Here is a 20,461-nt window from a genome sequence, read left to right on the forward strand (position 1 = left end):
ATCAGAGCTATCTCACACCGAACTATCTTCAATAGATCTAGAATTTTATCTGCCTAACTTTCTAGGAGTGAACACAATGATACCTCGACGCACATGGCTTCTTTTGTTCTGCACTTTACTCTTTCCTTCAGTCGCTCTTGCTTCCTCTAACGATATCGATTCGTTAGATCTAACACACTCAACGATTGGTTATGCCTCTTTAGTCATTTTTACTCTGGCATACACTTTGGTCATGATGGAGGAGTACCTTAAGCTACGAAAGTCTAAACCTGTGTTACTTGCAGCTGGTTTAATTTGGGCCATGATTGGTTATGTTTATCAGCAGTATGAATTAACCGAGATTGCCAAAAACGCGCTAGAGCATAATTTGCTGGAATACGCCGAATTATTGCTGTTTCTGTTAGTCGCGATGACCTACATCAGTGCAATGGAAGAGCGGCGATTATTTGATGCATTACAAGCGTGGATGGTGGGAAAAGGTTTTGATTTTCGTGCTCTTTTTTGGATCACGGGGCTACTTGCATTTTTCATCTCGCCAATTGCCGATAACCTAACCACCGCGCTGTTGATGTGCGCTGTCGTACTAAAAGTGGCAGGAAACAACCCACGTTTTATCAACATTGCTTGTATTAATATCGTCGTAGCGGCTAACGCCGGAGGCGCTTTTAGCCCTTTTGGAGACATCACCACCTTAATGGTTTGGCAAGCGGGCCATGTGCCATTTTCACAGTTCCTTTCTCTGTTTCTCCCTTCTGTGATCAACTACCTTGTTCCTGCATTGCTGATGTCATTTTTTCTGCCCAAGGAAAAGCCAACCACCCTGCATGAACATGTCGAGCTTAAACGCGGAGCCCGCCGTATTGTCGTACTTTTCATGTTAACCATTGCTACCGCCGTAGCATTCCATGCTGTGGTGCGCTTTCCACCCGTGATAGGCATGATGATGGGGCTCGCTTACTTACAATTTTTTGGCTACTTCCTCAGAAAAACCTTACCTACTTCGCTGGCCAAAAAAACCGTAATTGCGATTGCAAATAATGACGAGGCCGCCCTAAAACGTATTGGCTCTGTGGTGCCATTCGATGTCTTTAAGCAAGTTTCACACGCCGAATGGGATACGCTACTGTTTTTCTACGGGGTGGTCATGTGCGTAGGAGGGCTAAGCTTACTGGGTTATTTAGGCTTGATCTCGGAAGTGATGTATAGCCAATGGAACCCCATATGGGCAAACGTGATGATTGGGTTTCTTTCGGCGATTGTCGATAACATTCCCGTCATGTTTGCAGTACTGACGATGGAACCCGATATGTCCACCGGAAACTGGTTGCTCGTCACATTAACAGCGGGCGTCGGCGGCAGTTTACTCTCGATTGGCTCAGCCGCTGGAGTGGCTCTGATGGGCGCTGCACACGGCAAATACACCTTTGTAGGCCATCTAAAATGGACACCGATTATTGCAACAGGCTACGCCGCAAGTATTGGTGTCCACTTACTACTCAATCACGCTTTGTTTTAACGAATTTGCTTCGCAATATAATGACACAGCGCCTCTGCCAGCTGGTGCGAGGCCAAGTTACGTGCCACCACTTCTGAAGCCAGCTTTCCGCTGTTTATCACGCCAATCCAATCGTCAATCATGGCGCTAAAGCCTTTACTGGTCAGCATTGGCGTCCAATCTTTTAAACTAAGGGCTTGCTCTTGCCCTTGATGCCAACGTTTTCCTTGTGTAAACGAGTCAAACTCAAAACCTTCATTCACAAAGCTCGCGCTGACTCGCTCAGCGGTTATGCCGAACTGGCGATTCATTGAGGCATGCAGCAAACTTTCGCCGTGTTGCCATTGAACATCCAAGCGGGATAACTGACCTTGATGCTGCTGGTAGGTAATATAAGCATCATCCAATGTGGCTTTAGCATTCACGTTTACGCTGTCTAGCGGATGGATAAAATCATCAAAGATAAAGGTGCGCACATCACCGGGCAGATCATAGCGGTGCTTTTCCCAACGAAGCGAACGTAAGTCGTTTCTATTACCAGTTTGCACTGCATTTAGGTGTTGGTTATAGAGCGGAATATGTCGGCGATTAAACCCCACATACAAGGGTTGACGATGCTTTTCTGCAAGCTCATACAACATTTCACAGGCGCTTGCGCTGTCGGCTAGCGGCTTATCAACAAAGGTTGGAATTCCGTGTTCAAGGAAAAATTGGGCGATTTGAGGGTGAGCCGAGGTCGCCGCATGGATCATAACCGCATCAACGTTATAGCCAAGTAGCTCTCGATAATCCGTGCAATTCTCTGAAATGCGGTAACGCTGCGCTAGTTGCGTAACAAGAGCTGGATTACGAGTACAAAATACCAATTCTAAATCTGGGCGCTGTGTGATGACCGGAAGATACGCCTTTTTCGCGATATCACCTAGACCAATAATGCCAATTTTCATCATCAAATCTCTTTTCGTTAGATGAAGGTTAGGCTAACACAAGAAGATAAAAAAGGGAGGTGTAGAACTCAGTGAAAAGGCAATCCTTGCCTGTCTGGGATGAGGCTAAAATGGGCTCTCTTTGTTCAGCTCATTGCAAATTTCGACAATCGCCAATGAGAGCCCGGATTTGATGATTTGTTGCTGACGCTGAAGTTGAAGCTGGTAAAAATCCAGTTCAATGTCGCCATCCGGCTCCAATACTTCCAACTGCACCATGCCCATTTTGGCCACCAAATGGAGCTTTTTTATCGGCACCAAAATTTTCGGGTCGGTGAACTCGTATTCAGCACCATCACTGTTGAGTTGATTACGCAGTTTGATTATATCTTCAATATCGTGGTAAACATCATCAGGTAATACCCCAAGGCCAAACAGCAGTTTTAGCCTGACAGACAAGTTGCCGAGTGGTCCAGAATCTTGCAATAGAGGGCCAACTACTGATTGGACAGCGAAGTTATCTTTGCGAAAAATGCGTTGCATTAATGCGTCAATCGCCTCATTGAACACTTCAACCGTCGTAATAAAGAATCCGCGCACCGAATGGGCACTATTCAGTCGTTCAATTATATCGCTTTCGTTAATTCTATCTGCCATACGCTGTACTAATTGTTGTTATAAAGGGAGGGCATTAGCGCCCTCCAAAGTATTTATGTGATTAAAGCTGTTTGTAGATCGCTTCAATTTGCTTAACCTGCTCGCTCTGCTCATCTAACCCTGTGTAATGGGCCAGTGTTTTACATACGCCATATTGGTTCAATGATGTTTGAAGCTCGACTGCTTGAGGATCGCTGTCGTTGGTATATTTAAGGGCCGCCGCAATCCCTTTCAATAGCGTTTTGTTTTCAACACCGTACTCGATTGTACCGAGTAATGGCTTGATTAATCTATCATTGGGGCCTAATTTTCGTATTGGCTGACGACCAACGCGATCCACTTCATCCACCAAATATGGGTTGGCAAAGCGGCTCAATATTTTTTCGATATAAGTGGCGTGCAATTCACGGTCAAAACCGTAACGACGAATGAGTACTTCACCGCTTTCGTACATGGCTTGCTTCACTTGCTGACGAATTGCAGGATCTTCAATCGCTTCACGAATCGTCTTATGACCACTCAAACAACCCAAATAGGCGGTAATGCAGTGCCCAGTATTTAGGGTGAAGAGTTTACGCTCAACAAAAGCCATCAGATTATTGGTTTTTTCCATCCCTTCAATGTTGGGGATCTCACCTTTAAATTGCTGTTCATCAACAATCCATTCGCTGAAACTTTCAACCGTCACGGCCAACGGGTCATCGTTCGCGGCTTCGACAGGTGGCACAATGCGATCCACCGCGGAATCGACAAAACCAATTAACTCATCGGTTTTAGCATGCAGCGATGGGTCTAGATATTTATACACTTCGCCTTTCAGGTGTGTTGTACCGCGAACCATGTTTTCACAAGCGATCACATTGAGTGGCTGTTCATTGCCCGCTTCAAATCTTTTGGTGATGCCTTTGGCGATCGTTTTCGCAATGATATCAAGCACTGCAGGGCCGACAGCTGTAGTGACTAAATCCGTTTTTACAATGCGATCAATCACATCATTACTGGCTGAATTCACCGCAGTGACATGAGTGACAGTATCAATTTTGCACTCAGAACCCACTACCTTTACTTTGTATTCTTGACGATGACTCAATTGATCGACCAAAGGTTCATTTACATCGGCAAAAGTCACTTCAATGTCTGCATCGGCCAATAATTTACCAATAAAACCACGACCAATGTTACCCGCGCCAAAATGTACTGCATTTTTCATAATCTTACCTACCAAAAACTTATCTAAAAGAGAAAAGAGCGCTTAATACTTCAATTGAGGTGAGGTCAGCAGTATAGGGGAACAGCCGACCTCGTTTTGCCTCAGGAGCAAAAGCGTTACGCTGCTTGGTTACCCGATAGGATCGCCAAGATATCGCTCACGTCTCTGGTTGAGGTGAGCTTCTCGATAGCATCAGGCTCATCGAGTGCGTTGGTAATGGTGGTAATAACTTGAATATGTTCATCATTTTTGGCGGCAATACCGATAACCAGTTTCGCTACGCCATCTTGGTCGTCCGTAAACTGCACACCAGCAGGATATTGGCAAATCACAATACCCGTTTTAATCACACGGTCTTTGGCGGCGACGGTGCCATGAGGAACGGCAATCGATTCTCCAAGATAAGTGGATACCATTTTCTCACGTTCAAACATGGCATCAACATACTCAGGCTCCGCATAGCCAAGCTCAACTAACTTATTGCCAGCGAAACGAATGGCTTCTTCTTTATTAGCGGCATTCAAACCTAAGTGAATGTTTTCTTTTTGGATTTGAAAAACGGACGGTTTTTGAATTTCAAAGCTGTCGTCATTCGCAGCGAGGATGGATACTTTAATCACATCGCTATCATTCGCCGCCTTAGGGCGTTGAGCTGCCAAAAGCTTAGTCACAAGCTGGTTGTACATTTCACTGTCTAAAAAGTTGCTCAGTGAAATATGCTGTGCACTGGGTGCATGTGTGCGTGCGCGGCCAGTCAGGTCTTTATGAGTAATCACGATTTCTGCGTTCTCCGGCAAACTATTGATGGCAAGGTTAGTGACATGAATCGCTAAGCCCGCATCTTTGATTTTTTTACGCAGCATGCTTGCGCCCATTGCGCTTGAACCCATACCCGCATCGCAAGCAACAATAATGCTTTTCACGTTGGCTAAATCAATATTGCTTTTTTGAGAAGCCGTCGTCATATTGCCCTTTGCGCTCGATTTCATCTCTTTCATTTGTGATGTGGCTTTTTCTAACGCCGCTTCATCACCTTCTTCCTCGGTGCTGCTCTGTGCTTTCATCAATAATGACGCAACGGTAAAGGACACACCTGCCGCACCAAATATTGAGCATAATACGCCAACAATCGATCCTTTCTGTGTCATCAGTAGCACTGCAAAGATAGAGCCAGGAGACGCTGGAGAAACAATACCTGCATTGAAGAGAGTCAAAATGAACACCCCTGTCATACCACCAGCAATCGCTGCAAGAATCAGACGTGGATTCATCAGTATGTATGGGAAATAAATCTCATGGATGCCGCCGAAGAAGTGAATGATGGAAGCGCCACCAGCTGTTTGACGTGCTGTACCTTTACCAAACACCATGTAAGCCAACAAAATACCGAGACCAGGGCCAGGGTTTGCTTCAATTAAGAAGAAGATTGACTGCCCCATTTCACTGGCTTGTTGAATACCTAACGGTGAGAAAATACCGTGGTTAATCGCGTTGTTAAGGAACAAGATCTTCGCGGGTTCAACAAAAATAGAGGTGAGTGGTAAAAGGTGTGCTGAAACTAGGAAGTTTACTCCTGCCGCTAAACCACCAGAGAGCACTTTGACAAATGGCCCAATAAGGTAAAACGCCAAGATTGCGCCAAGCATACCAATAATGCCTGCCGAGAAGTTGTTTACCAACATCTCAAAACCGCTTTTTACTTTACCTTCAACACGTTGGTCAAAGGTTTTGATCGCCCAACCACCCATAGGGCCAACCATCATGGCTCCCATGAACATGGGGATATCTGTTCCGACAATCACACCCATTGTGGTGATAGCACCGACAACAGCGCCACGTTCTCCACCAACCAATTTACCACCCGTGTAACCAATCAGCAGTGGTAATAAGTAAGTAATCATCGGCCCAACCATAGATGCTAACGTTTCATTCGGTAGCCAACCTGTTGGGATAAATAGTGCGGTTATAAAGCCCCACGCGATAAACGCGCCAATGTTTGGCATAACCATGTTAGATAAGAAGCGACCAAAATTTTGTATCTTGATCTTTGCATCTGGTGATATCATGTGGATTCCCCGTTCGATGTTCTGATGAATATTGTTGTTGTAGCGGTTCTGCGAAAAACCGTTGATTGCTTAGTACACAATCAATTTACCACACAATTTCATTCTGGAACTGACGACGGGTTTTTCGTGATCAGCCCCTCATAAATCCTAGCTTACAAATCATTTCTTCGTGATCATGGTCATTAAATTGACATGTAAATTTACAACAAAAAACAAAAATACAACTTGTCAATAAGATTTAAACGACCAACATCATACTTTTTTAATTTTAACTTTTAATAAAAAGGAGATTAAAGTCACACTTTCACTTTAATTATTAAAGATTAAAGAACCGAAAGTGATAAACATCACAATTGCATCTTTATTTCACTAATCAAAATAAAGCCACCACTTCCATATTGTCTATTTTGTAACTTATATACACAAAACCATATTAATATTAGCTCATACATTAATATGGCTTTTTTTACTAACAACATCGGATCTTCCTCTAAAAGCAGGCCAAGGATACGCTCCAATTCACAAACCGAACAATAAGAGGTGGGACGAGTATAGCCTTACAACGCAAAATGTTTTGACCCTGAGCATTCCCTGTTAGAATCGGCTGTACTGTTAACCATAGACGCTGTGAACGAATTCATGAAAGAAAGAGTGGTTGTTTCCGTTTCATCCATCCATGGGACGAAGCACTTTCATCTCGGTAAATGGTTCCGACATTTTTTAAAAGGTTTTGGCTATGTGCTGGTTGCCAGCATTCTCGCCACTGGCGGCGTTATCTATTACCTTCTTGATGAAGTTGATTTTGCTAAACTTAAGCAACAAGAGTTAGAGAGCCAGTCGATGTCACTGACCGAAGAAGTCACCTCTTTAAAGGAGCTAAAAAACAGCTTAGAGAATGACCTGCTCGAACGAGAAGAGAAGATGCAGGTTGTTTCAGACAGGCTCGGCGATCTTGAAAAAGTATTGGGGATGGATGAAAGCGGAGCGGAATTAGAATCACGTTTAGACACCGCCGCTATCACTTCTTCAGTTAGAATGGTGATGCTGACCCAAATACCCAGCGGTGCACCTGTGCATAATGCGAGAATTTCGTCAGGATACGGTGAGCGTATTCATCCTGTCACTGGCAACGTCAAAATTCACCGCGGGCAAGATTTTGCGGTTAACATAGGCACACCAATTTATGCACCAGCCGATGGCGTTGCCGAAGTCACTCGCGCCAGTGATAAAGGGTCAGGCAATTTTTTACGCTTACAGCACTCTTATGGATTTACCAGCTCCTATTCTCATTTGCAAAAATTTGCCGTGAAAGGGGGCGATTTTGTACAGAAGGGCGACTTAATTGCTTATTCTGGAAACAGTGGGTTATCTTCTGGCCCACATTTGCACTATGAAATTCGATTTGTCGGCCGTTCATTAGATCCAAGACCTTTTGTTGATTGGGGCGTGAATGATTTTGAAACGATATTTAGTAAGGTAAGAGGTATCCGATGGGAATCTTTAGTAAACAAAGTCGAGCTAAGAGTCAGCACTCAGCTACAACTCTCATCGCAAAAGGCTGTTCCATTAGTGGGGAACTCAGGTTAGAAAGCGACATTCAAATTGACGGGTCGGTAGAAGGTCAATTGCACGTTGATAAAACCATCGTCATTAGTGAAACAGGCACGGTTAATGGTGAGCTGTACGCAGGCCACATCATCATTAATGGAGAGTTCCAAGGTACATGTCACGCGACTAAAATTGAAATTTTAAGCAAAGGGAGCGTCACAGGGTCTATTTATAGCGACGACTTGAGCATTGAACAAGGTGGGCGCTTTAATGGAGTAACCTACCCTGCCCCGGAGAAACAAGTAGTTGAATTAAAAGAAGCGAAAATCGCTGCTGAAGGTTAATTCAACTACCGATTTCGTTCGCACTTCCCCATTTGATAGAAAGTCCCATTTGCTACAAAGTGTAAAAAGGCCTGCTTATGTTAGCAGGCCTTTTGTTTATGAATGTCCTTTCCCAACAGGGAGAGACTTAGAAACCTTCGATATTTTTTGCTTCTAATTCCGCAAAGTATTTTACGGTTTTCACTTTTAGTTCTTGAGTCGATGGTTCATCACATACAATCACTGATTTCGCGTGAAGTTGTAGTGCGGAGACTGTCCACAAATGGTTGACGCTTCCTTCCACGGCCGCTTGCAAAGCCAGCGCCTTATTGTGGCCTGTCACCAAAATCATGATCTCTTCTGAATCTAGCAGTGTGCCTACACCAATCGTTAGCGCGTATTTAGGAACTTGGTTGATATCACCATCAAAGAAGCGAGAGTTTGCAATGCGTGTATCTTCTGTCAGTGTCTTAATGCGAGTGCGTGACGAAAGTGAAGAAGCAGGCTCGTTAAACGCGATGTGCCCATCATTACCCACACCGCCCATAAATAGATTAATGCGGCCGTATGATTTAATTTTGTCTTCATAGCGCTTACATTCTGCATCAACATCTGGTGCGTTGCCATTCAGTAAGTTGATATTTTCTTCTTGAATATCAATATGATTGAAGAAATTGTTATACATAAATGAGCGGTATGACTCCGGATGATTTTCAGGAATACCAATGTATTCATCCATATTAAATGTCACGACATGCTTAAAGCTCACCTCGCCTGCTTTATGCATTTCAATCAGTGCATTATAAGTCGTCAATGGTGTACCACCAGTAGGTAAACCCAATACAAAAGGACGGTCTGCCGTTGGGTTGAATGCGTTGATACGTTTTACGATGTGTGCTGCTGCCCACTTGCCGACTTGTGCAGCCTGTTTTAACGGGATAAGTCTCATGATTGGCCCCTAGTTATTGGAATATAATGGTGTAATAGAACATTAATTCGCATTATAAAATAAGTATTGGGTAACTGCCATTGTTTTAGGTCAAATTTTCGCTCTTTCTTCAAATCTCAACCAGAAATGCGCTTAAATTTGTAGCAATTTCTACAGGTAAGCTTAACTAATACGGCACATGCTATAACCAAATGAGATAAAAATTCATCTATAAAATTAAGTAAAGTTTGAGTCGCTATCACTCCACTATCTGGCGAAGCGTGCATTCATTACCCATACTTGGAGTAACAAGCAAGAAAGGAGCAAATGCCATGAAAAACGAACTTGAACCCGCGAAAATTCTCCATGCTTATGAAACAGTAATGGCGCATGGTACACCGACTGAGTTCGGGAAAATCTATGAAGGTATCGAAGCTTTTTCAGACTATGACGGCTATAACATTTACATGCGAGGAAATGGTGTGGAGCTAAAAGTTGGCTTCCACAATACCTACCATCTCGATTATGACCAAGAGCATCTACGCGACAGCTTTTTGAAAAAAGTAGCCATTTTGGCTAAGTAGCGGTGTTGACCCAGCTCATGGATTGGCTAAGCGCGACCAAATGAGCAGAGTGGCGATAATGCAAAGCCCGAGTGAGTCATCAATACTAGGGCTTTGAGCGAAAGCACTTTTCTCATCTTGATTGAGTCACACTCTTTTGCACAGAGATCTCTTATATGAAAGGCGATGCGAGCAAGTTTGTCAGCCTTATTGAGACAATAAGGCTGAAGAAATAAATGAGAAAGCTGACCAAATTACGGCTTAAGATCCTGCATTAGAGATACAGATTAATCTTCTTCCGTTAAGCTAACTTCTTCATCATTATAGTCATCACCACTTTCAGGTTTATTGCGACCGTTCAACGTATGGAAACGCTTACGACCACGAGCAAGTTGAGTGTATTTTAACCAGACACGCTCTAACTTAGATTTCGCTTTACCTGGGTTTTCAATCGCCTTAACAAAATGAGCTTCTTCGGCATTCTCTGGCGTGAGTTCACCAGATTCAAGACCAAGCATGGTACCACCATAAATGGCGAGAAGTTCTTCTTCTGCAAGAGTAAAATCACCAGACTTAGCAAAGCCTCGTGGAAACTTTGTATTGTCGTAAAAACGTTTTTTTCCGTGACGGAATTCAGTCTCAGACATATCAACCTCATGTGAATGGCGCTACTACCATGTAGCGATAGATCACGCGAAAATTAGGCGTAAATCTCCGAAAAGAAAAACAAAAATTTTTTATCGTCATAATTGCACTTCCTTGTTAATCTGACGGGGTAATTTCAGAGGATTTAATATGGATGTAAAAGTTTTTCGCACTTTTCTCGAACTCGCCAAAGTACGTCATTTTGGGCGAGCAGCTGAAAACCTTTATTTGACCCAAGCCGCCGTCAGTGCACGCATCAAGCAATTAGAAAATTATTTTGATGCTCAACTGTTTACGCGTGATCGCAACAACATAAAGCTCACATCGGCAGGAGAACGACTCGTTGGCTATGCCGAAGTGATGGTGGCAACCTTGCAACAAGCCAAGTTTGAGCTCTCTTTGGAAAATGGCCGAGCTTTACAGCTGACATTAGGGGGAACGCCCAACGTTTGGGATGCTCATCTACAAAACTGTTTAAGCGTTGTGACTGATGCTTTTAGCGGTTATGGCTTTATGGCGGAAGTTATGGGGCGCGAGCAGCTCAACCGCAGCCTACTGGAGCGTACCTTAGATATGGCGTTTGCCTTTGACCCAATTAAAGCCGAAGAGCTAAACTGCAAAAAAGTCGCAGATTTAGTACTTGTGTTGGTTTCGACGCGTCCTGACACATTGGAAACCGCCTTTGATAATAAATACGTGTACGTCGATTGGGGAAGCCGTTTCGCTTCCGAGCATGCTGAGCGACATCCGAAGACGCCAACCCCCTATTTACGCACCTCGACCGCTCGTATCGCACTTGATTTCATTTTAGAAAAAGGGGGAAGCGCTTACCTTCCTACTTCACTTGTTGAACCTTTTATCCACTCTGGCCAATTGTATCGAATTGACAATGTGGAAGATTGGCAGCGTCCCATCTTCCTCAGCTACCGAAAAAACAGCTCATCGATAGAAGCCATTATGCAAGTGGAAAAGTTAGTCAAAAACATCAACCCTAGTAGTGCTTACTCATTACAACAAGCGGGCGAGGTCATTCTCGACTGACCCAACAAATTCATAACGCTGTAGCGGGTATTGAATACAGCGTTATGAATATCCTTTTTCAAGAGAAGCCGCAGAAAAAGCCATCCAGTTCCGAAAATGGCTAGTATCGACAGAATTCATGCATACACTTAGCTTAATAAAAACTGCATAAGGCTCGTTATACCAAATGGCACTATGGATGGAACTCGATAAAGAACAATGCCAACAAGCTCGCACTAGCCGTGATCCGCGATTTGATGGACGATTTTTCGTTGCCGTCAAAACAACCAACATCTTTTGTCGCCCAATATGTCCGGCAACCCTGCCAAAAGAAAAGAATGTTGAATACTTCGCCAACTCCGCACTGGCTCTACGAGCGGGTTATCGGCCATGCCTGCGTTGCCGCCCAGACAGTGCACCTCATTCTTGGGCATGGAAAGGAGTTGAAACCACCTTCTTGCGTGCAATCAAGCTTATTGAGCAAGGTGAATTACAATCGAGCAATCTGGCTCAATTTGCCGAACGTTTGGGGATCAGTGACCGCTACCTACGACAACTGTTTCAAACTCATTTAGGAGTGTCACCGAAACAATATGCTCAGTACCATCAGTTGATGTTTGCTAAGCAGTTGTTGCATTCCAGTGCTCTGTCCATTACCGATATAGGATTCGCTTGTGGGTTCAACAGTACCCGCCGCTTTAACGATGCGTTTATCAAAACGTTGCAACTGACCCCCAGCCAAGTGCGGCAATCTAAAACTGCATTGATGACAAAAAACCTATTAACACTCTCTTTTCGCGGCCCTTTCGATTGGCAACATATGCTAGATTTCTATCGATTACGTGCAGTAAACGCCATTGAACAGGTCAGTAACAATCATTATCAACGCACCTTCAACATACACAATACGACTGGCTGGTTTCGTGCCAGCTTAACCTCTGAGACCCATTTAGAGGTTGAATTCGAGTTGCAAGACATCACCAAACTGCGTTACTTGGTGGCAAAACTACGCCGCCTATTTGACCTCGAAGCCGACATCAGCCACATCGAGGCCTATTTGGAAGACTGCGCTCCGGGTTTAGTCACTCGTTCAGGAATCCGTATTCCCGGCGTTTGGAATTGTTGGGAAGCGGGAGTCAGAGCTATTTTAGGTCAACAAGTTTCGATAAAAGCAGCCATTAGCCAGCTCAACCTGTTAGTCGATGCGGTGAACCCAGCTCAAAATACGAGCAGTTACTTTCCAAGCCCGGAACAAATCGCACAGCTTGACTTGCACTTTTTAAAGATGCCACACAGCCGAAAAGAGACCTTAACACGCTTTGCTCAATTCATGTGCCAACACCCTGAAGCCGATGTGGATGCTTGGCTTTCACTAAAAGGTATTGGGCCGTGGACCGTAAACTACGCTAGGTTAAGAGGTCAGTCCGATTCAGATTGCTTTCTAGACACTGATTTGGTGGTTAAGAAGGCCTTAAGCCATTTTCCTGAGCTGAACGCAGACAAGGTTTCACCTTGGGGAAGTTACGCCACCTTTCACTGTTGGAATTACTAATATGAATAGCTTCACCCACTATCACAGCCCCTTAGGAATCATGACATTGCAAGCCTGCGAGCAGGGTTTATTGGGGGCTTGGTTTGAAACCGAAACCACCATGCCAACAGAGTTAGGGGTAAAATCCGAACAGTGCACTATACTCATCAATACTATCAAACAGTTAGATGAGTACTTTTCCGGGAAACGGACTATATTTACTTTACCTTTAGCGGCAAAAGGCACCGAGTTCCAACAATCTGTGTGGCAAGCATTATGCAAGATACCTTATGGCGAAACTTGGAACTACCAACAGATTGCAGAGGCGATCGGTAACCCCAAAGCCGTAAGGGCTGTCGGCTTGGCCAATGGTAGAAATCCAATTTCGATCATCGTTCCTTGCCATAGAGTGATCGGAAAAAGTGGTAAACTCACTGGCTATGCGGGGGGCTTAAACCGTAAAGCGAGCTTATTAGAACTTGAGCGAACAACAACAGAGGTTGCAGCAACATGATAAGATCTACGGCAAAATCAATCAGTATTCTCGTCCTTATAGCCACTTTGCAAGGCTGTTTTCAAGATGACCTTGAACGTTGGTTAAACCGTGAAACTTATGAGTTCAAAGGGTCTTATGACAACCAGTTCAATGATGACTTATTGATTTTCGAAGAGGGTGTTGTACGTGCTGAATCTGAAACTCAGCACTGGTCTCGCGCTTACAGCGTAGATGGTAATCAACTGACGATCCAGCTACGCAATAACTCGAAAGAAAAACGAGAAGATATCGTGCTTGTGATCCATGGCAAAGGAGAAGTGCTCACATGCAGTGTCTGCGCCATGTATAAATTGAGTAACGTATGGGTAAAAACAGGCAATGTTGAAGCCAAACCGTCTGGAGTAGAAAACGCGAGCCAATAACTCGCGTTAACGCAATGACCAGTTCTACTCACTCATGTTTACCCGCGCCTAAGCTCAAAAATTAAGCTTTTATCTATTTTAAAAACCATCGCACACACTCGCTCTGTCATTTACCCAAAATTCAAGTAAGGTAGAGATATCAGACTGTTGAATTGAATGGATCTCGTGAAATAAGGAGATAATGATGGCAGAAAAACTGTCAACCTCAGCACTGGCTAAATTGCGTAATACAGATGCTAAACAACTATTCAGTAACCTCCAAAAAGCAGGGTACATTAACCGCTTCGACAACAAGTGGGTATTAACAGAACTGGGAGCAAAATTTGGCGGCGAATACGCCCAGCACACGCAATATGGCCAATTTATTGTCTGGCCGGAAAACTTGCTCGTCGACACACAAGCCACCAGCGGAAAGACGTTAAGTGCCACTCAGCTTGGCGATCATTTCAGGCTCAACCCCAAAAAAATAAATCAACTATTGAGTGAGTTAGGCTGGATATCTAAAACAGAAAAAGGCTGGCAAGTAACGGAGGCTGGGCTCAGAGCTGGCGCCCAGCAACGTGAAGACAAAGCTTCTGAGCAATTATTTGTTGTTTGGCATGATACGGTGACTCGCCATAAACGTCTGAAACAATCCATTGTCGAATTTTTAGGGCAAGAGGCTCACAGCCAATCGACCGATAAATCATTGTCCCACTTTCGCCAAAAATTTGAGGCAAAACATCGCACCTTAGATGGCCACTATGTTCGCTCAACCGGCGAATTATTGATCGATAATTGGCTCTATTTGGCGGGCGTCGTCCACGCTTATGAGCGTCAGTTGCCGATAGAAGCTGATGTGATGTGTGATTTTTATCTGCCAACAGGGAAAGTCTATTTACAATATTGGGGTTCAGATAGTGGCGCAACCGACGAAAAAACGCGCTTACAAACTCAAGCGATTTACCACGATCACGGCTTTGCTCTGATTAATATTCACCCGCAAGACATTGCGCAGTTAGATGACATTCTGCCCAGAAAACTGCGAGAGTTTGGGATTAAAGCGTATTAATCGCGTTGGCAAGATGCCCCCTTCCTCTCGTCACTGAGAGAGCAACACGAGAGAAAAGGGGCAAAAAATAAAACCTATATTAACGATAAGAAGAATAGCGAGCTCTAGCCGCCTCTTCTTTCGGAACGATGGTTTTACCAATCGGAGCCAAAGAAATAACCGCGAGTTTCAAATGCTGTAGTGCGAAAGGGATGCCAATGATGGTAATAAAACACGCCACCGCCGATAAAATATGACCAACGGCTAACCAAAAACCAGCGAAAACAAACCAAATCACATTGCCGATTAAGCCAAATGGGCTGGTACCAATATCTTGCTGATTGGTCAATTCATCACGGGAAATCGCCTCTTGTCCAAAAGGAAAAAACGAAAAGTTACCGATAACAAAGCAAACACGCCCCCATGGAATGCCAATAATGCTGATAAAGGCAAGGAGACCAAAAAACCACCAAGCGAGCCCCATAAACACTCCGCCCAGTAAAAACCAAATAATATTGCCGATTGTTCTCATCACTACTACTCCGTACAAAATAGATCCATAAACCCTTTCAGTATCATTGCATGACCTGAACGGAAGATTAACGCTAGGCTAAACCATGCCATACCGCCGTAACGCCGCTTATCGTACAAAGCAGCAACGCAGCGAAACGGATGTTATCTTTGGGCAGTGATTGCGTGGTCATCATCGCCAACTTATAGCCCAACCAAGCTGAGGGGATAAGCGGAATCGTTATCCATAAATGATGCAACGTCAGAAAACCTGCCGGTATTTGAATGATCAAAGAGATGATCGAGCTAAACACAAAAAATGCCGAAAGATTACCACGCAACTGATTCGCTTCTTGATGCTGTAGGATCAACGCCATCGGCGGCCCACCAATCGCGGAACTGGTGCCAAAGAAGCCGGAGAAAAAACCCGCAATACCCATTTTTATCGGGGTAGGTTCGATGCGATACGGCAATAAACTAACAGCCACGGCAAATAACACCAATAAACCAAGCCATAACGCCAGTACATCCGTCGAGACTAAAACCAGAAGGATACCGCCCGCAATTGAACCGGGAACGCGACCAATCAGCGCCATTTTTAAACCGCCGAGCTCAATGTTCGAGCGATGCTTTAAGGCGTTCAAGATAGAAATAAACAGCGCCACGATACAAATGGGGGCAGGAACGTAATCGGCGGAGATCAAGAACAGCAAGGGCGCTGCGACGATCGCCAAACCAAAACCAATCGCCGTTTGCACAAATGAACCCAAGAAAATAAGAAACATGGCGATAAGCGCCGTACTACTGAACATTTCCATTAAAATGCCTATAAGCGAAACAAAGAAAAGTAATGCCCATAGAGAGCATTACTTCGTTCACGTTATCAGCAATTTTCGATCAAGAGAATAGCCAAATGGATCTATCGGTCTGGTATCAGTAAGCAACACCAATACGTTGACGAGGGTGAGCGGCACTTTCTAACTCATCGATCATCGCGAGGGCATAATCACTGACTGAGATTTTGCTGTTACCTTCAGCATCAGACAATAGAGCGTCACCGCCCACACGGTAAGCACCTTGTTTCTCACCCGGAAAAATCTCAGCGGCCGGGCTAACAAATGTCCAATTAACCTTGCTTGTACTCGCACGGAAGAGATCCAACGCTTCGCCTTGCGCTAATGCTTCCCCTTTGTACTCTTCAGGGAAACCTTCTACGGTCACCAATTTGATACCGGGAGCGACTTCCAATGAACCCGCACCACCAACCCACAGTAGGCGATCCACACCCACTTGCGGTAGATCCGACAGCAGTTTTTGCGCTGTAGCTGCAACAATATCGTGGTTGCCAGCTGCACGTCCGCCGATAGAAGCGATCACGACATCAACACCAGCTAACGCAGCGCTAATTTTTGACAAAGGCTGTTGTAAGTCAAATGACTGAACGCTAACGCCTTCAGCATCAACTTTACTTGGATCACGCACTAACGCTACCACTTCGTGGCCCCGTGCTTTTGCTTCATTGACAATGTGACTACCAATCCAACCTGATGCGCCTAATACTGCAATTTTCATAATTTATTTCCTCATTCGGTTTCTGTTTCTCGACAACAATTGTAGTCTAGTAGTTAAACGAAGGAGGAAAAACACCCAAAAATGATGTAGATTGTATCAATATTCGTATCTAATAAAGGCCTACCATGGACAGACTAACCGCCATGCGCAGTTTTATCGAAGTGGCAAATACTGCCAGTTTTACCAAAGCCGCAGACAACTTGAGCTTAAGTCGATTACAAGTGTCACGTCATGTCCAAGAAGTTGAGGATTGGTTAAAGCAGAGGTTACTGCACCGCACGACACGCAAAGTCAGCCTAACCACCGCCGGTGAAGAGGCTTTAATCCGTTGCGAACAAATTTTGCACCAAACTGCCGAACTCGAAACACAGGCGTTGGAACAGTCACAACTCTTAAACGGTACCATTCGCATTGCCGCGCCGATAGGCCTTGCTCAAAACATGTTATTGGCCGTTGTTGAAGACTTCACGCAACGACACCCCAATGTGTTAATTGACATTGTCGCTTCAGATCGCCTTTCACAACTGGTCGATGAACGCGTGGATATTGCCCTGCGTTTTACCCAACAGCCGGATGATACGCTCATCGCTCGCCGTTTAATGAGCGTCGGCACCGTCATATGCGCTTCCCCTAGCTATCTCAACCAACACCCTCCTATCAATACACCCAATGACTTAACCCAGCACAACTGCTTTGTGCACATGAGTAATAACAAGTGGGATGTGGTTAAAGACAATGAACAGCTCTCTGTCACCGTGAATGGCAACATCCGCGCTAATGATATGGAAATTTTATGCCGTGCTGCCCTACATCACAAAGGCATCGTACGGCTACCATGCGATCTTGCAAATGTCTTTATCGCCTCAGGAACACTAGTACGCGTTTTGCCAGAGTTTCACAGCCCAAGCAGCGCACTATGGGCTGTGTATCTTTCTCGTAGCTATCAAACCCCATTGGTTCGCCAATTCATTGATTTCATCGCTCAAAGCTGGAAAAACGATCTCATCGCTTAGCGTTAAGTCATTCTAGCTAATAATTTAATCAATATTATTAGCTAGATTAAACATAGCGTTAATGCCAAAAATGAAATTATCTATAATTAATATTGTAGATGACCTCATTTATCTCACAGACATACTATCTACCTATTAAAAAGTTAAGTAAAAATAAAAATATATTTTTACTTACACTAAAACAATCAACAATAAATGTTGATAAGTTACTTAATACTATTAGTAAAAATAACCAGTATTGTTGAAATCATCATTTAACCCTGAAATAAAAATTTCATCAAGTAAATGAGCGTTTATTATCCCTTTCAATATCTCACACAAAAACATGATTAAGCTAGCAAATTAAGTGCTTAATAAATAACAAAAATGAAATTAAACTTAAGATCTATCTATGAATATCATTATAAAATCATTTTATTTACATACTGATATGTACATATTAGTTATGCAACCTTGATTAACTGAAATCACTAACTATATTTAGCCACATAAAGATTATAAACATGTAAATATCAACACTAATATCAATAAGATTTAATAAATATAACCAAAAAACCATTCGAAATGGTTAAATCAGTACAGTGATATTCTGTGGATCCATAAATAAACGTCAGTAGGTATTGAATGAAAAAAATAGAAATACTTATCGTGGTTGATTGTGCCGGATCATTAGCAACCACGAGCTTAATGGATAACGTTTACTTAATTGATAGTAACCAATGGCTTGGCTCTTGGGATGAAGGAACGTGCCAACTCCACACGGTATCTCAAGATGGTCAGTTTATTTGCTGGCGTAGCTGCGCCATTTCGCCAGATGACGAAGTCAATATAACGGGATTCTCTGGTGACATGATTGATCAAAAAGCTTGCTTACCAAGCCCTGTTAATGACGCGTGGGAAGGCAGAGTTCAGACTCGCGGGGATACTGGGCGTTACCTATATACCATTTCTCTTTCAATAAACGGAATAACAATGAATTTTTCACCTTATCTCGAAGTTCAATAACTCCATCTAAATAAGGAACATTGTATGAAAAAAGTAGAAATACTCATGGTCGTAGATGCAGCAGCAGCGCTTGCAAGTCGAGATCTGCAAAGTAACATTTATCTCATTGATACAAATAAATATATGGGCTCGGGTAATGAAGGCCAAGCTGAGTTAAAAACAGCCTGTAAAGACGGTCAATTATTATGCTGGCGAGTTGTCGCTATTTCACCAGACAATGAAGTTGATATTGTCGAGTTTAATGGGCAAATGATAAATGACAGAGTTTGTATACCCACTAAACAAGGACTAAGCGGTGATGAATTCTGGGAAGGCCGAGTTGAAGCGCAAGGACAAGCTAGCACACAACAATACAATGCGACCTTGTCTATTGATGGTGCAAGATTAACGTTTGATCCTTTCCTCGTTATTTCACTGTAGAGGGCGAACTCATGTTAAGCCCAAATGTTGATACCGCATTAAATATGCTGACCGACGTATATACTGATTTTTTAGGTATTAGTAACTACGATGCAACGTGCAACTCTCTCTTTATTGGCCATGTAGCAAAAGATCCAAACTGGCTCGTAGAAGTTCGAAGCAGGACTGAGATCTTAAGAGCGGTAATGAATGAGTTTATGCAACAAAAGCCTAAAATTTTTGCGCAAATTATTACATCGTTTATTAATTATCAGACCACGTTCGATGCCTGCGCACAAAACAGTAAGGCGATAACAAGTACGAAGCAATGGATTGAATGCTTACAATTATTGCAAAAAACGTTAAAGCAAAATATCACGTTAACAAATGAAGCTCAGCAAGTTTTCACGAAATCTTACAGCCAAGCGAAAAATGCAGAGGAGCTGCTCGCATCCAGCATTCAAGATGGCTGGAATGAACTTGCGAGCGAAGAACAAGCAATGGTACGCATTGCAACAGAGATAGGCTCTCTATCGCAATCCATTGCCAGTTTAGGAGCCAATGTCACGGCGGCCCAATTAAGAGCAGGAAAAGCTTACATACAAAGTATGGTCACTATTTCCTACGGTGTCGTAATGGGAGCAACGACGTCTGTACCATTCCTTTCCTTTGCTGGTGCGCTATTCACGGTTGGTTACAGTGCATACAGCACAATATCGAGCGCGAAAGAGGTACAACAAGATTTAGACAAACTCACTCAATTACAAACACTAGCCAGTGAAGAAGCACAAGCGGCTGCCATTACTAAAGCCATTATTCAAACCCTCAGCAACATGAGCGAAGAATTCCTAAAGATTGATGATAACTTGCCAGCACTTTCATTGTTATGGCAAGACGAATTAGACAAGGTAAACGAACTGATCAACGCCTTACAAAGCGGTTCAGACCCAGCCCTATTGACTGATTTGCAAACCATCAAGATTGCTTCAGCCTCATGGAAAACCATTTCAGAATTTGTGCAACTCATTAGTTTACCGCCAAACGTTGGAAAACCCGTTTTAGTCAACACACTAAATAACACCATTCAAGAACAGTAAAGGAG

Annotated in this window: 22 protein-coding genes; 13 read left to right on the forward strand and 9 right to left on the reverse strand. The window is 43.7% G+C overall.

The genetic code is table 11. The annotated features are described in order from the left end of the window. The first annotated feature begins 67 nt into the window (after window positions 1-67). Window positions 68-1,516 (forward strand): sodium:proton antiporter NhaD, encoded by a 1,449-nt coding sequence (gene nhaD / locus DD616_RS03560; RefSeq protein WP_208871469.1) that lies wholly within the window; start codon window positions 68-70, stop codon window positions 1,514-1,516. Here nhaD and DD616_RS03565 read toward each other — a convergent pair. From DD616_RS03565 to DD616_RS03580, 4 genes are all read right to left on the reverse strand, one after another. After that, window positions 1,513-2,442 (reverse strand): Gfo/Idh/MocA family protein, encoded by a 930-nt coding sequence (locus DD616_RS03565; RefSeq protein WP_208871676.1) that lies wholly within the window; start codon window positions 2,440-2,442, stop codon window positions 1,513-1,515. The genes nhaD and DD616_RS03565 overlap by 4 nt on opposite strands. 105 nt (window positions 2,443-2,547) lie before the next feature. After that, window positions 2,548-3,078, reverse strand: coding sequence for an MltR family transcriptional regulator (locus tag DD616_RS03570; protein WP_010319258.1), 531 nt, complete (start codon window positions 3,076-3,078; stop codon window positions 2,548-2,550). 61 nt (window positions 3,079-3,139) lie between these two features. Continuing rightward, window positions 3,140-4,288, reverse strand: a complete 1,149-nt coding sequence (locus tag DD616_RS03575; RefSeq protein ID WP_208871470.1) for a mannitol-1-phosphate 5-dehydrogenase — start codon at window positions 4,286-4,288, stop codon at window positions 3,140-3,142. A 116-nt stretch (window positions 4,289-4,404) separates the two neighbouring features. Next, window positions 4,405-6,354 carry a PTS mannitol transporter subunit IICBA gene (locus DD616_RS03580; protein ID WP_208871471.1) on the reverse strand — a complete coding sequence of 650 codons (1,950 nt, stop codon included), beginning with the start codon at window positions 6,352-6,354 and terminating at the stop codon, window positions 4,405-4,407. A 639-nt stretch (window positions 6,355-6,993) separates the two neighbouring features. Between DD616_RS03580 and DD616_RS03585 the strand changes: the two genes are divergently transcribed. Further along, window positions 6,994-7,941 (forward strand): M23 family metallopeptidase, encoded by a 948-nt coding sequence (locus tag DD616_RS03585; RefSeq protein WP_017044959.1) that lies wholly within the window; start codon window positions 6,994-6,996, stop codon window positions 7,939-7,941. Between the two features lie 8 nt (window positions 7,942-7,949). Next, window positions 7,950-8,246: a bactofilin family protein gene (locus DD616_RS03590; protein WP_305951630.1), complete on the forward strand. Its 297-nt coding sequence runs from the start codon at window positions 7,950-7,952 to the stop codon at window positions 8,244-8,246. Between the two features lie 127 nt (window positions 8,247-8,373). Here DD616_RS03590 and nagB read toward each other — a convergent pair whose 3' ends face one another. Then, window positions 8,374-9,174 carry a glucosamine-6-phosphate deaminase gene (gene nagB / locus DD616_RS03595; RefSeq protein WP_064626540.1) on the reverse strand — a complete coding sequence of 267 codons (801 nt, stop codon included), beginning with the start codon at window positions 9,172-9,174 and terminating at the stop codon, window positions 8,374-8,376. A gap of 311 nt (window positions 9,175-9,485) precedes the next feature. Here nagB and DD616_RS03600 point away from each other — a divergent pair, with 311 nt between their 5' ends. Further along, window positions 9,486-9,737, forward strand: a complete 252-nt coding sequence (locus DD616_RS03600) for a DUF3081 domain-containing protein (RefSeq protein ID WP_017044957.1) — start codon at window positions 9,486-9,488, stop codon at window positions 9,735-9,737. A 266-nt stretch (window positions 9,738-10,003) separates the two neighbouring features. Here the strand turns inward: DD616_RS03600 and DD616_RS03605 are convergent, their stop codons facing one another. After that, complete coding sequence (locus DD616_RS03605) at window positions 10,004-10,363, reverse strand: MaoP family protein (protein ID WP_013868249.1); 360 nt, start codon at window positions 10,361-10,363, stop codon at window positions 10,004-10,006. Between the two features lie 148 nt (window positions 10,364-10,511). On the opposite strand from DD616_RS03605, the gene DD616_RS03610 reads away from it, so the two are divergent. From DD616_RS03610 to DD616_RS03630, 5 genes are all read left to right on the forward strand, one after another. Continuing rightward, window positions 10,512-11,402: a LysR family transcriptional regulator gene (locus DD616_RS03610; RefSeq protein WP_013868248.1), complete on the forward strand. Its 891-nt coding sequence runs from the start codon at window positions 10,512-10,514 to the stop codon at window positions 11,400-11,402. 166 nt (window positions 11,403-11,568) lie between these two features. Further along, entirely contained in the window at window positions 11,569-12,933 is a 1,365-nt protein-coding gene (locus DD616_RS03615) for a DNA-3-methyladenine glycosylase 2 family protein (RefSeq protein WP_370685847.1), read from the forward strand. A gap of 1 nt (window position 12,934) precedes the next feature. After that, entirely contained in the window at window positions 12,935-13,426 is a 492-nt protein-coding gene (locus DD616_RS03620; RefSeq protein ID WP_208871472.1) for a methylated-DNA--[protein]-cysteine S-methyltransferase, read from the forward strand. Then, window positions 13,423-13,830, forward strand: coding sequence for a hypothetical protein (locus DD616_RS03625; RefSeq protein ID WP_208871473.1), 408 nt, complete (start codon window positions 13,423-13,425; stop codon window positions 13,828-13,830). Before DD616_RS03620 ends, DD616_RS03625 begins: the two co-directional genes overlap by 4 nt. A gap of 184 nt (window positions 13,831-14,014) precedes the next feature. After that, window positions 14,015-14,881 (forward strand): glycerol kinase, encoded by an 867-nt coding sequence (locus DD616_RS03630; protein ID WP_208871678.1) that lies wholly within the window; start codon window positions 14,015-14,017, stop codon window positions 14,879-14,881. A gap of 79 nt (window positions 14,882-14,960) precedes the next feature. On the opposite strand, the gene DD616_RS03635 is transcribed toward DD616_RS03630, so the two are convergent. From DD616_RS03635 to DD616_RS03645, 3 genes are all read right to left on the reverse strand, one after another. Then, entirely contained in the window at window positions 14,961-15,392 is a 432-nt protein-coding gene (locus tag DD616_RS03635; RefSeq protein ID WP_208871679.1) for a YccF domain-containing protein, read from the reverse strand. Between the two features lie 73 nt (window positions 15,393-15,465). Then, window positions 15,466-16,188 carry a sulfite exporter TauE/SafE family protein gene (locus tag DD616_RS03640; RefSeq protein ID WP_013868241.1) on the reverse strand — a complete coding sequence of 241 codons (723 nt, stop codon included), beginning with the start codon at window positions 16,186-16,188 and terminating at the stop codon, window positions 15,466-15,468. A 115-nt stretch (window positions 16,189-16,303) separates the two neighbouring features. After that, the gene (locus tag DD616_RS03645; protein WP_208871474.1) at window positions 16,304-16,942 is read right to left on the reverse strand and encodes an NAD(P)-dependent oxidoreductase; all 639 of its coding nucleotides are present in this window, start codon (window positions 16,940-16,942) and stop codon (window positions 16,304-16,306) included. Window positions 16,943-17,067: 125 nt separating this feature from the next. Here DD616_RS03645 and DD616_RS03650 point away from each other — a divergent pair, with 125 nt between their 5' ends. The 4 genes from DD616_RS03650 to makB all read left to right on the forward strand — a co-directional run bounded on the left by DD616_RS03650 (window position 17,068) and on the right by makB (window position 20,456). After that, the gene (locus DD616_RS03650) at window positions 17,068-17,955 is read left to right on the forward strand and encodes a LysR family transcriptional regulator (protein WP_105976924.1); all 888 of its coding nucleotides are present in this window, start codon (window positions 17,068-17,070) and stop codon (window positions 17,953-17,955) included. A 624-nt stretch (window positions 17,956-18,579) separates the two neighbouring features. Further along, window positions 18,580-18,960 (forward strand): alpha-pore-forming tripartite toxin MakABE regulator MakD, encoded by a 381-nt coding sequence (gene makD / locus DD616_RS03655; RefSeq protein WP_208871475.1) that lies wholly within the window; start codon window positions 18,580-18,582, stop codon window positions 18,958-18,960. A gap of 24 nt (window positions 18,961-18,984) precedes the next feature. Continuing rightward, window positions 18,985-19,380 (forward strand): alpha-pore-forming tripartite toxin MakABE regulator MakC, encoded by a 396-nt coding sequence (makC, locus tag DD616_RS03660; protein WP_013868236.1) that lies wholly within the window; start codon window positions 18,985-18,987, stop codon window positions 19,378-19,380. 11 nt (window positions 19,381-19,391) lie between these two features. Next, a complete protein-coding gene (gene makB, locus DD616_RS03665; protein ID WP_017049337.1) occupies window positions 19,392-20,456 on the forward strand; it encodes an alpha-pore-forming cytotoxin subunit MakB in 1,065 nt (354 codons plus the stop codon). Window positions 20,457-20,461 lie beyond the last annotated feature (5 nt).

Origin of the sequence: Vibrio anguillarum (genome assembly GCF_003390515.1) — a bacterium.
Classification (GTDB): Bacteria; Pseudomonadota; Gammaproteobacteria; order Enterobacterales; family Vibrionaceae; genus Vibrio; species Vibrio anguillarum.

Bases quoted from the DNA above. Each gene is read 5' to 3' on its own strand.
- DD616_RS03565 (WP_208871676.1), bottom strand. From the start codon at position 2,442: ATGAAAATTGGCATTATTGGTCTAGGTGATATCGCGAAAAAGGCGTAT.
- DD616_RS03570 (WP_010319258.1), bottom strand. From the start codon at position 3,078: ATGGCAGATAGAATTAACGAAAGCGATATAATTGAACGACTGAATAGT.
- DD616_RS03575 (WP_208871470.1), bottom strand. From the start codon at position 4,288: ATGAAAAATGCAGTACATTTTGGCGCGGGTAACATTGGTCGTGGTTTT.
- DD616_RS03580 (WP_208871471.1), bottom strand. From the start codon at position 6,354: ATGATATCACCAGATGCAAAGATCAAGATACAAAATTTTGGTCGCTTC.
- DD616_RS03585 (WP_017044959.1), top strand. From the start codon at position 6,994: ATGAAAGAAAGAGTGGTTGTTTCCGTTTCATCCATCCATGGGACGAAG.
- nagB (WP_064626540.1), bottom strand. From the start codon at position 9,174: ATGAGACTTATCCCGTTAAAACAGGCTGCACAAGTCGGCAAGTGGGCA.
- DD616_RS03600 (WP_017044957.1), top strand. From the start codon at position 9,486: ATGAAAAACGAACTTGAACCCGCGAAAATTCTCCATGCTTATGAAACA.
- DD616_RS03605 (WP_013868249.1), bottom strand. From the start codon at position 10,363: ATGTCTGAGACTGAATTCCGTCACGGAAAAAAACGTTTTTACGACAAT.
- DD616_RS03610 (WP_013868248.1), top strand. From the start codon at position 10,512: ATGGATGTAAAAGTTTTTCGCACTTTTCTCGAACTCGCCAAAGTACGT.
- DD616_RS03615 (WP_370685847.1), top strand. From the start codon at position 11,569: ATGGCACTATGGATGGAACTCGATAAAGAACAATGCCAACAAGCTCGC.
- DD616_RS03620 (WP_208871472.1), top strand. From the start codon at position 12,935: ATGAATAGCTTCACCCACTATCACAGCCCCTTAGGAATCATGACATTG.
- DD616_RS03625 (WP_208871473.1), top strand. From the start codon at position 13,423: ATGATAAGATCTACGGCAAAATCAATCAGTATTCTCGTCCTTATAGCC.
- DD616_RS03630 (WP_208871678.1), top strand. From the start codon at position 14,015: ATGGCAGAAAAACTGTCAACCTCAGCACTGGCTAAATTGCGTAATACA.
- DD616_RS03635 (WP_208871679.1), bottom strand. From the start codon at position 15,392: ATGAGAACAATCGGCAATATTATTTGGTTTTTACTGGGCGGAGTGTTT.
- DD616_RS03640 (WP_013868241.1), bottom strand. From the start codon at position 16,188: ATGGAAATGTTCAGTAGTACGGCGCTTATCGCCATGTTTCTTATTTTC.
- DD616_RS03645 (WP_208871474.1), bottom strand. From the start codon at position 16,942: ATGAAAATTGCAGTATTAGGCGCATCAGGTTGGATTGGTAGTCACATT.
- DD616_RS03650 (WP_105976924.1), top strand. From the start codon at position 17,068: ATGGACAGACTAACCGCCATGCGCAGTTTTATCGAAGTGGCAAATACT.
- makD (WP_208871475.1), top strand. From the start codon at position 18,580: ATGAAAAAAATAGAAATACTTATCGTGGTTGATTGTGCCGGATCATTA.
- makC (WP_013868236.1), top strand. From the start codon at position 18,985: ATGAAAAAAGTAGAAATACTCATGGTCGTAGATGCAGCAGCAGCGCTT.
- makB (WP_017049337.1), top strand. From the start codon at position 19,392: ATGTTAAGCCCAAATGTTGATACCGCATTAAATATGCTGACCGACGTA.